We start from the raw sequence: 9,968 nt of genomic DNA, 5'->3' as shown, positions 1-9,968 counted from the left end.
TGCCGGTCACGGCACTAGCCCGGCGAAGGCCGCCGCCGCCCCGGTCAGCGGGACCCGGGAGAAGACCGCCAGGGGCCGGTGCCACGGCGGGTCGAGGGAGAGCAGTACGCAGTCCTCGCCGACGGCGCCCCGGACCATGTGGGCCGGGGCCACGACGATGCCGACCCCGGCCGCGGCCATCCGTACCGCGGTCGAGGTGTGTTCCGTACGCAGCACCGTGCGCGGGGTGAAACCCACCTGCCCGCACGCCCAGTCGAGGAACGGCCGCCCCTGGATCACCGGTTCCATGGCGCAGCGGATCCACTCGCGGTCGGCGAGCTCGGCGAGCCGGACGGCGCCCCGTCCGGCCAGAGGGTCGTCGAACGGGACGACCAGCACCAGCTCCTCCCGGCCGACCGGAACCACCGGGCCCGTCCACTCCTTGGGCTCCGGCCCCACGGCGAGGTCGGCGACGCCCCGCTCCAGCTGTTCCTCCAGGGCCTCGGTGGACCCGTACTCGCGCAGCACCAGCGCCACGCCCGGGTGCAGGGCCCGCCAGCGGGCGGCGACGCCGGGCAGCAGGCCGACGGCGACGGCGTGGACCGTGGCGATGTGCAGTTCGCCGCCGAGCGCCCCGGCGGCGGCGCGGGCGGCCCGCTCGGCCTGGCGGGCACTGCGGACGGCGAGCTGGGCGTGCGGCAGGAAGGCGCGGCCCATGGGGGTGAGCCGGACCGCGCGCGGCATCCGCTCCAGCAACTCGCCGCCCACGGACCGCTCCAGGGCCTTGACCTGGTGGGAGAGGGCCGGCTGGGTGACGTGCAGGATCTCGGCGGCGCGGGTGAAGGAGGACTCCTCCACGACGGTGAGGAAGTACTCCATCTGACGCAGGCTCATAAGCGGCAAGCATAAAGAGCCTGCATGGAAGCAAGAAAATCATTGCCTTGGACTTATCGAAGGAGCCCCAGCAGGCTGGCCACATGAACACCAACAGCACGGGAAACACGACGGGCTTGGAAATCACGTCGAACACGCCGAACACGCCGAACACGGTGGACGTGATCGTGATCGGCGGCGGCACAGGCGGTTACAGCACCGCCCTGCGCGCCGCGGCCCTCGGCCTGACGGTCGTCCTCGCGGAACGCGACAAGGTCGGCGGGACCTGCCTGCACCGAGGGTGCATCCCCAGCAAGGCCATGCTGCACGCGGCCGAACTCGTGGACGGCATAACCGAGGCCCGCGAGCGGTGGGGCGTCCGGGCGAGCGTGGAGTCGGTGGACTGGCCGGCGCTGACCGCGACCCGGGACGGCATCGTCTCCCGCAACCACAAGGGGGTGGAGGGGCACCTGGAGCACGCCGGCGTGCGCGTAGTGCGCAGCAGCGCCCGGCTGACCGGGCCGCGGACCGTCCGGACCGCGGACGGGCAGGAGTTCACCGCCACCCGCGGGATCGTACTGGCCACCGGTTCGCGGCCGCGCACCCTGCCGGGTCTGGAACCCGACGGGCGCACCGTCGTCACCAGCGACGACGCCCTGTTCGCGCCGGGGCTGCCGGCTTCGGTGCTGGTGCTGGGCGGCGGGGCGATCGGGGTGGAGTACGCCTCCTTCCACCGCTCGATGGGCGCCGAGGTGACGCTGGTGGAGGCCGCGGACCGGCTGGTTCCGCTGGAGGACGCGGATGTTTCCCGGCATCTGGCGCGGGGCCTGAAGAAGCGCGGTATCGACGTACAGACCGGGGCGCGGCTGGAGGGTGTCGAACGGCTGTCGTCCGGTGCCGGGGGTGTACGGGCCACCGTGCGGACGGCGCGCGGGGAGCTACGGGAGCTGACGGCGGAGCGGCTGCTGGTCGCGGTCGGGCGGGTCCCGGTGACCGACGGGCTGGACCTCGCGGCGGCCGGACTGGCCACCGACGAGCGGGGGTTCGTGGCGCCGGCCGACTGGTCCCGGCTGGAGACCGCGGTGCCGGGGATCCACGTGGTGGGCGACCTGCTGCCGCCGCCGTCGCTGGGGCTGGCGCACGCCTCGTTCGCGGAGGGGCTGCTGGTGGCGGAGACGCTGGCCGGGGTGCCGAGCGCGCCGGTGGACTACGCGGCGGTGCCGAGGGTGACGTACTCCTCACCGCAGACCGCGTCGGTCGGGCTGACGGAGGCGGAGGCGCGGGGGCGGGCGTACGACGTGGTCGTCAACTCGATGCCGTTGACGGCGGTTGCCAAGGGGATGGTGCACGGACAGGGCGGGACGGTGAAGGTGGTCGCGGAGCGGGGCGGGCGGGTGCTGGGCGTGCACCTGGTGGGGCCGCACGTCTCGGAGATGATCGCGGAGAGCCAGCTGATCGTGGGCTGGGACGCGGAGCCGGCGGATGTGGCCCGGCACATCCACGCCCACCCGACGCTGTCGGAGGCGGTGGGCGAAGCCTTCCTGACCCTGTCGGGCCGCGGCCTCCACCAGCAGTAACCCCTAAGGACAGCCTCGCCGGCGTTCGAGGCGTGGGGGGTCCGGGGGCTGGCCCCCGGCAGCGGTGCCGCGGCCGAACGGGGTCCGGGGCACTGCCCCGGGAAACGGTGAAAGGGCGGGGCGGGGAGAAGCCCGCGCAGCGGCAGCCGGGGTGGGCTTGCCGCCCAAGGGTGTGGGGGCGGAGCCCCCGCGCACGGAACCCCGTTGGCCAGGGCCTTCCGGGGGAAATGGCGGGGCACGCGGAGCAGTAGGGGGCGTGCGCGGCGGGCATGGCATCACTTGTGACCCTCATCCGAGACATGTGCTACCCCACGCCCCACGAACTGGCCCTGGCCGCCCGCGCCCTGGCGGACGAACACCCCGCCCTGGTCCGGCTCCGCCAGGCCGGCACCTCCCGGGGCGGAGCACCGCTCTGGCTGCTCTCCGTCAACCCCGACGGCCGCCCGAGCAGCCGCTCGCAGGCCCCCGGCAGGCCACGGCACGTGCTCGTGGTCGCCGGGGCCCACGCGAACGAACCCGTCGGCGGGGCCACCGCCCTCGCGCTCGCACGCCACGTCATCCGCGACGCCGCCCCCCGCGCCGACTGCGGCTGGCATTTCCTCCTCTGCGCGGACCCCGACGGCGCGAACCTGCACCGCACGCCCCACCCGTACTCCCTCCTCGACTACCACCGGAACTTCTTCCGGCCCCCCGGCCCCGAACAGCCCGAGTGGGCGCCCTCTTTACTGCCCCCGGACCGGCTGCCGCCCGAGACCCTCGCCCTGACCGCCCTCATCGACGAGCTGCGGCCCATCCTCCAGGTCTCCCTCCACGGCACCGACCTCGGCGGCTCCTGGGTCCAGCTCACCCGGGACGTACCGGGCCTGGCCGAGCCCTTCGGCAAGTCCGCCGCCGAGCTGCGCATCCCCGTGGAGACCGCCGCCTCGGACGCGGCCGGCTGGCCCTCCCCGGGGCCGGGGATCTTCGTGATGCCGGAGCCCGGGACCGAGGCCGCCGCGGCCTTCCATCCGGAGGACACCCGGCTGAGCACCTGGTACCGCGCCCACCGGTACGCCGGCACCACCGCGATCGTCGAGGTGCCCATGTGGGCCTCCGACCTGGTGGACGACCCGGCCCCGCACCCGGATCCGCGGCAGGCCCTGCGGATGCTGGCCCGGCGGCTCACCGAGGACGCCGCGCTGGTGACCCGGGCACGGGAAGGGCTACGGGAGGGGGTACGGGCAGAGGTACCGGAGGAGGTACGGGCAGGGGTACGGGGGGAGGAGGCGCGCGGCGGGGACGGCAGCGAGGACCCGCTGCTGCGGGCGGTGGACTGGACGCTGGCGCTGATCCCCCGTATCGCCACGGAGTGGACCAGTGGCGGGGCGGCCCTGGAGGCAAGCACCGCGCACATCGGCAGCATCGACGCCTTCGGCCGGCGCCTCTCGCTGCGCGCCGCCGCGATGCTGCTGCGTGTCCTGCGCGCGCAGGGCCATCCGGCGGCGCCCGGACTGGACCGCCTGGTCACCGGCTGGTGCGAGGAGTTCGCGGCCCGGTTCCAGGCCCGCTGGGTGCCGGTGGCCACGCAGGTGGAGCACCAGTCCCGGACCGTACTGGCGGCGTACGAACGCCTCGTGGCGGTGACGGCCGGCCCTTGACCCCGTCAGCCCTTGACAAAGCCAGCCCCTGCCCTTGCCAGCCCGTGCCCCGTCAGCCCCTGCCCCCCTCAGGCGTGACCTCCCACCCGTACCGTCGCTTGGACATGCCCACCGCGCCCAGCCGGTCGTAGAAGCGGATCGCGCCCTCGTTCCAGTCCGGCGTCTGCCACTGGACCTGGTCGAGGCCGAGCTCGCGGGCGAGGCCGGCCACGCCGTCCATCAGGGCGGCGCCGAGGCCGTGCCCGCGGGCGTCCTCGGCCAGGTAGAGGCAGTCCATGTGCAGGTAGTGCCGGGCGTCCCAGAACGCGAACTCCGCCGAGCAGGCGGCGTATCCGGCCACCGCGCCCTCCGGGGTCTCGGCGAGCAGCACCCAGAGCCGGGCCCCGTCGGCGAACAGCTTCGGACCCAGCCGGTCGGCGAGGTCCGCCGGACGCGGAGCGGACTTCTCGTACGCGACGTGCTCGTGGACGAGTTCGACGAGGCGCGGCAGATCCTCGGGGCGCGCCGGGCGCACCACAGGCGTGTGTTCCATGGACGCCATACTGCCCCCGCCCGCTTCCACCGGACCGGCGGGGGACCGGCGGGGGACCGGCGGGGGACCGGGGGCGGTCAGGTCGCGGAGAGGCGGAAGGTCATGCGGCCGAAGCCGATCTGGTCACCGTCCCGGACCACGGCCGAGCCGGTCACGCGGCGGCCGTTGACGGTGGTGCCGTTCGTGGAGCCGAGGTCGTGGATCACCCAGAGGCCGTCGCGCAGGCTCAGCTCCGCATGCGCCCGGGAGACCGTCTCGTGGTTGAGCCGCAGCCCGTTGCCGGGGTCGCGGCCGATCCGCAGGGGCCCGTAGCCGGGGTACGGGAGCAGCAGCTTGGGCAGCCTCTCGGCGGTCCAGGCCCGCCGCACGCCCACGGACACGGCGGAGGCGCGGCCGACCCAGCCGAACAGCCGACGGGTCCACGGGCTTTCGTTACCGTCCCGGCCCGCCAGGTCGGCGGTGAGGACGGCGAGGTCCTCGGAGCGGCGCGCGACCAGCGCAAGTTCCATCCGGCGCAGGAACGTGTCGTGCGACAGCTGGCCGAGGGCGGCACCCTCTCTGAGCTGGCTCAGCGCCCGGTCGCGCTCCGCGTCTGACAGGCGCGGAACAGGGTAGGCGGGGAACTCGAAACTCGACGTCACAGGGTGATTGTCGGCCCGTCAGTGCCAGAGTGTCCAGAACGGCTCCGCCGGGCCCGCGATGATGGGCCCGAGACGCATGCTGGGTACCGCCGGAGACGAGGGGACCGTCCGTGCAGTTCGAGGTGTGGGCACCGCTGACAGACCAGGTCGCCATGCGACTGAACGACGCCGTGTACGGGATGTCACCCGACCCGGAGCGGGACGGCTGGTGGGTCGTGGAAGCCCCCGCCGCCGACGGGGACCGGTACGGGTTCCTGCTGGGCGGGGACCCCGGCCAGCAGGAACCCGTACGGCCGGACCCGCGCGGGCGGCGGCTGCCCGACGGGCCCGACGGGCTCTCGGCGGTCGTGGACTTCGAGGCGCTGCACCCCGGGTCCCAGCCGCCCCGCACACCCCTCCAGGACGCGGTGCTTTACGAGCTGCACATCGGCACCTTCACCCCCGAGGGCACCTTCGACGCGGCCGCCGCCCGCCTCCCGCACCTCACCGCGCTCGGCGTCACACACGTGGAGCTGATGCCGGTCTGCCCCTTCCCCGGCCGGCACGGCTGGGGGTACGACGGGGTGGCGCCCTGGGCGGTCCACGAACCCTACGGCGGCCCGGCCGGCCTCGCCCGGTTCGTGGACGCGGCGCATGCGGCCGGGCTCGGGGTGGTCCTCGACGTGGTCCACAACCACCTCGGCCCCTCCGGCAACCATCTCCCCTCTTTCGGCCCGTACTTCACCGACACCCACCACACCCCCTGGGGCTCGGCGGTGAACCTGGACGCGCCCGGCTCCGACGAGGTGCGCGCGTACTTCCTCGGCAGCGCCCTCGCCTGGCTGCGCGACTACCGGATCGACGGGCTCCGGCTGGATGCCGTGCACGCGCTGGCCGACGGGCGGGCGCTGACCTTTCTGGAGGAACTGGCCGCGGCCGTGGACGAACTCGCGGCGGAGACCGGCCGCCCCCTGTTCCTGATCGCCGAGTCCGACCAGTGCGATCCGCGCACCACCACGCCGCGCGCCACCGGCGGCCTGGGGCTGCACGCGCAGTGGAACGACGACTTCCACCACGCCCTGCACTGTGCGCTGACCGGCGAATCCCAGGCGTACTACGCCGATTTCGCCGAGGCTCCGCTCGCCGCCCTCGCCAAGACGATGACCCGGGCCTTCTTCCACGACGGGACCTGGTCCTCCTTCCGGGGCCGCACCCACGGCCGCCAGGTGGACCGCCGCCGGACCCCGGCGCACCGCTTCCTCGGCTACAGCCAGACCCACGACCAGATCGGCAACCGGGCCCTGGGCGACCGGCTCTCCGCGGGGCTCTCCCCCGGGCTGCTGGCGTGCGCGGCGACCCTGACGCTGACCGGGCCGTTCGTGCCGATGCTGTTCATGGGCGAGGAGTGGGGCGCGGGCACGCCGTGGCAGTACTTCACCGACCATCCCGACCCGGGGCTCGCCGAGGCGGTACGGAGCGGCCGGCGCCGGGAGTTCGCGGCGCACGGCTGGAAGGCCGAGGAGATCCCGGACCCACAGGACCCGGCGACCCGGGACCGGTCCTGCCTGGACTGGGCGGAGCCCGGCCAGGAGCCGCACGCCCGCCTGCTGGCCTGGTACCGCACCCTCGTCTCCCTCCGCCGCACCCAGCCCGACCTGTGCGACCCCGACCTGGCGGCGGTCCGGGTGGCCTTCGACGAGGAGCGCCGCTGGGTGACCTTCCGCCGGGGCGACGTCCGGGTGGTGGTGAACCTCTCCGGTGAGCCGGCGACCATCGCACTGGGCCGCAACGGCGTCCGCGTCCTGGCCGCCTGGGAACCCCTCGAACACCCGGGCCCGGACGGGCGGATCCACGTACCGTCCGAGTCGGCGGTGATCCTCGGCCCGTAGCCCGTCCCCTTCAAACCGTTCAGCCGGTTCAGCCGGTTCAGCCGGCCAGCCGGTCCCCCAGCCCGCTGCGCAGGTACAGCACCGTGTGCCCGTGCCGGGCCCGGGTGACCAGCCCCGCCCGGAGCAGCACGCGCAGATGCTGGCTGACGGCCCCGGGGCTGAGCGCGAGCCGGCGGGCCAGGTCGGTGGTACCGGCCGGCTCGGCGAGCAGTACGAGGATCCGGGCGCGGGTCCGCCCCACGAGGTCGGCCAGCGCACCGGGCGCGGCAGCGGTGTCGGTATGCCACACCGCGGCGCGGCCGCGGGCCGGATACCAGATCCGGGGCGACAGCGGAATCGACGACCGTGACGGCGTGGTCGCAGAACAACGACGGCGTGAAGGTCACCCCGCGCCCGTCCACGGCGAGGTCGTGGTGCTCGCCGGGGAAGGCGTCCACGGCCAGGGTGCCGTCCCTCCAGCTCAGGCCCGGGTCGACGTCGAGGAACAGCGCCGCGGCCCCGCCGTCCGCCAGCCGTCGCGCGCGACTTCACCGACGGCTCCCAGATCGCCTACTGGCGCCGGCCCGAGTACTACCTCGACCCCGCCGTACGGCAGGCCGGCTCGACCTTCGCGCAGCTGCCGTCCTCCGTCGTGGAACCGGCGATGGACCGGCTCCGTGCGGACCTGCGATCCGGCGCCTGGGAGCGGCGCCACGCCCACCTGCTCGGGCAGGAGAGCGTGGACTACGGCTACCGCCTGGTCATCGCCGGGGAGTAGGGCGCGGAGCGGAGCGGGCCGCCTACTCCACGACGGCCAGTTCGCGGGGGGCGTTGTTGAAGCGGCGCCCGCCGTCCTCGGTCACCGTGACGATGTCCTCGATGCGGACGCCGAACCGGCCCGGCAGGTAGATGCCCGGTTCCACGGAGAAGCACATCCCGGGCACCAGGGGCTGTTCCTCGCCCTCGACCATGTACGGCGGCTCGTGGGTGGTGACCCCGATGCCGTGGCCGGTGCGGTGGATGAAGCGGTCGCCGTATCCGAACTCGGTGATCACCGCGCGGGCCGCCCGGTCCACCTCCTGGCAGGAGACCCCCGGCTTGACCGCCGCCACGCCGGCCTGCTGGGCCTCGCGGACGATGTCGTGGACGCGCTGCTCCTCGGCGCTGGGCTCGCCGACGTGGACGGTGCGGGAGATGTCCGAGCCGTAGCCGTCCTTGAGGCCCCCGAAGTCGAGGACCACCATGTCGCCGTGCCGGATGATCCGGTCGCCGGCCTCGTGGTGCGGATTGGCGCCGTTGGGGCCGGAGCCGACGACCGTGAAATCGACCTGGGAGTGGCCGTGTACGCGCAGTAGGCCGGCCAGGTCGGCGGCGACCTCGGTCTCCGGGCGGCCGGCGAAGGGGATGTGGAGGATCTGGGCGTACGCGGCGTCGGCGGCGGCTCCGGCCGCCGCGAGGCGGGCCAGCTCCCGCTCGTCCTTGACCGCGCGGAGCATGGGCAGGGCGTCGGTGAGCGGGACGTACGAAGTGGTCGGCAACTCCCGCTGAAGGCCCAGGAGATGGAGCGCCCAGGTGTTGTCGCTGACCCCGAAGCGGCCGGCCGCGTCCAGCAGCGGGGCGGTCGCCGCGTACGGGCTCTTCCCGTCAACCCAGTCGCGCAGGGCCAGCGCTCCCGCGCCTGGCGCCTTGGCCGCGTCGGGGGCCTCCAGGGCGGGCACGACGAGCACCGGGTCCTGCCCGGCGGCGAGTACGAGCACGGTCAGCCGCTCGGTCTCGGCGGTCGGGCGGTAGCCGGTGAGGTGGGCGAGGTCGGGGCCGGGGGCGATCAGCAGCCCGGCCAGCCCCGCGTCGGCGGCGGCCTGCGCGGCGGCGGCCATCCGGGCGGCGTAGTCGGCCGAGGTGAAGGGGGCCGGGGCGGGGTCGTGGTCCACAAGGTCAGATTCCATACGGGGATCCTCCCGCAAGCCGTGCAGCGAGCGCAGCCCCCGCACCGGTCGGGGGTCCGGGCGACAGCAGTTCCGTACGGTGCACCAGACGCGGCGCCTCCAGCGGTACGCAGACCCCCGCGCCCGCCGCCTCGGCCACCCGGCGCGGCAGCAGGGCCAGGCCGTGCCCGGCCGCGGCGAGGGCGCAGAGGGCATGCAGATCGGTGCCCTCGTAGCGCAGGGCCGGCGCGGTCCGCGCCACACCCGGCAGCGCCCCGACACCGGGGGCGTCGAGCCAGCGCGCGTCGGCCAGATCGTCCAGCCGGACGGCGGACCGCCCGGCGAAGGGGTGCCGGGCGGGGATGAGCACGGCCAGCTCCTCCTCCCCTACGCCGGTCACGGTGAGCGGGGCCACATCGGGCAGCCGCAGCGGATCGCTCGGCGCGGCCAGGCCGTCGACCAGCCCGAGGTCGCAGCCCCCGGTGGCGACCGCGGCCGGCACCTCGGCCGGCGGCAGCACGCGCAGGTGACCCCGGTGGCGGGCAGCGCTGCGAGCAGCCGGGGCCCGACGGCGAGCGGGGAGGCCGCGAGCGTGACCGTGCCGGCCGGGGCGGCGGCGAGACGCAGCACATCGGCCCGCGCCGCGTCGAGCCGCAGCAGCAGCGGCCCGGCGTGCTCCAGCAGCCGCACCCCGGCGGGGGTCGGCCCGACGGGCCGCCGCGCCACGCTGTTCCAGCCGGAGCTGGCGGGGGACGGGACGCGGCCGCACCCGGTCGTGAAGGCCCTCGCGGCGGCGGCCGTCGCGCACGCCGCCGCCACCGCGGCCGCCACCACCTCGGCCACCGCCACCGCCACCGCCACGGCCGGCAGCCGATCGGCCGGATAACGCGTGGCGGGACCACCCCCCTGATCAGCTATGCTGTGCGTGCACATCGAACGGGCGGTTCACCGCCCTTC

General features: G+C 74.9%; 8 protein-coding genes and 1 pseudogene. 3 read left to right on the top strand and 6 right to left on the bottom strand.

All coding sequences use genetic code 11. The features are described from left to right. Nucleotides 1-6: 6 nt before the first annotated feature. Nucleotides 7-873, bottom strand: a complete 867-nt coding sequence (locus J7I97_RS21505; protein ID WP_214937314.1) for a LysR family transcriptional regulator — start codon at nt 871-873, stop codon at nt 7-9. Between the two features lie 83 nt (nt 874-956). Between J7I97_RS21505 and lpdA the strand changes: the two genes are divergently transcribed. Continuing rightward, nucleotides 957-2,429 (top strand): dihydrolipoyl dehydrogenase, encoded by a 1,473-nt coding sequence (gene lpdA, locus J7I97_RS21500; RefSeq protein ID WP_214937311.1) that lies wholly within the window; start codon nt 957-959, stop codon nt 2,427-2,429. Between the two features lie 299 nt (nt 2,430-2,728). After that, nucleotides 2,729-4,066, top strand: a complete 1,338-nt coding sequence (locus J7I97_RS21495; protein WP_251059030.1) for a M14 family zinc carboxypeptidase — start codon at nt 2,729-2,731, stop codon at nt 4,064-4,066. A gap of 52 nt (nt 4,067-4,118) precedes the next feature. Here the strand turns inward: J7I97_RS21495 and J7I97_RS21490 are convergent, their stop codons facing one another. Then, nucleotides 4,119-4,598, bottom strand: coding sequence for a GNAT family N-acetyltransferase (locus J7I97_RS21490; protein WP_308364121.1), 480 nt, complete (start codon nt 4,596-4,598; stop codon nt 4,119-4,121). A gap of 77 nt (nt 4,599-4,675) precedes the next feature. After that, a complete protein-coding gene (locus J7I97_RS21485; protein WP_214937305.1) occupies nt 4,676-5,239 on the bottom strand; it encodes a DUF1707 and FHA domain-containing protein in 564 nt (187 codons plus the stop codon). Between the two features lie 110 nt (nt 5,240-5,349). On the opposite strand from J7I97_RS21485, the gene treZ reads away from it, so the two are divergent. Next, nucleotides 5,350-7,107 carry a malto-oligosyltrehalose trehalohydrolase gene (gene treZ / locus J7I97_RS21480; RefSeq protein WP_214937303.1) on the top strand — a complete coding sequence of 586 codons (1,758 nt, stop codon included), beginning with the start codon at nt 5,350-5,352 and terminating at the stop codon, nt 7,105-7,107. 37 nt (nt 7,108-7,144) lie between these two features. Here treZ and J7I97_RS38695 read toward each other — a convergent pair whose 3' ends face one another. The 3 genes and pseudogenes from J7I97_RS38695 to J7I97_RS21460 form a co-directional block, all read right to left on the bottom strand. Then, a complete protein-coding gene (locus J7I97_RS38695) occupies nt 7,145-7,396 on the bottom strand; it encodes an ArsR family transcriptional regulator (protein ID WP_308369265.1) in 252 nt (83 codons plus the stop codon). A 490-nt stretch (nt 7,397-7,886) separates the two neighbouring features. Then, a complete protein-coding gene (locus J7I97_RS21465) occupies nt 7,887-9,032 on the bottom strand; it encodes an aminopeptidase P family protein (RefSeq protein ID WP_214937302.1) in 1,146 nt (381 codons plus the stop codon). Next, a pseudogene (locus J7I97_RS21460) lies at nt 9,022-9,860 on the bottom strand (LysR substrate-binding domain-containing protein). The gene J7I97_RS21465 and the pseudogene J7I97_RS21460 overlap by 11 nt, the downstream one beginning before the upstream one ends. Between the last annotated feature and the right edge of the window lie 108 nt (nt 9,861-9,968).

Origin of the sequence: Streptomyces sp. ISL-87 (genome assembly GCF_018614095.1) — a bacterium.
Taxonomy (GTDB): domain Bacteria; phylum Actinomycetota; class Actinomycetes; order Streptomycetales; family Streptomycetaceae; genus Streptomyces.
The sequence above is the reverse complement of the archived record's forward strand: the minus strand, read 5'-3'. Positions and strand labels throughout refer to the sequence as shown.

Coding starts and splice junctions, on each gene's coding strand:
- J7I97_RS21505 (WP_214937314.1), bottom strand. CDS start 873: ATGAGCCTGCGTCAGATGGAGTACTTCCTCACCGTCGTGGAGGAGTCC.
- lpdA (WP_214937311.1), top strand. CDS start 957: ATGAACACCAACAGCACGGGAAACACGACGGGCTTGGAAATCACGTCG.
- J7I97_RS21495 (WP_251059030.1), top strand. CDS start 2,729: ATGTGCTACCCCACGCCCCACGAACTGGCCCTGGCCGCCCGCGCCCTG.
- J7I97_RS21490 (WP_308364121.1), bottom strand. CDS start 4,598: ATGGAACACACGCCTGTGGTGCGCCCGGCGCGCCCCGAGGATCTGCCG.
- J7I97_RS21465 (WP_214937302.1), bottom strand. CDS start 9,032: ATGGAATCTGACCTTGTGGACCACGACCCCGCCCCGGCCCCCTTCACC.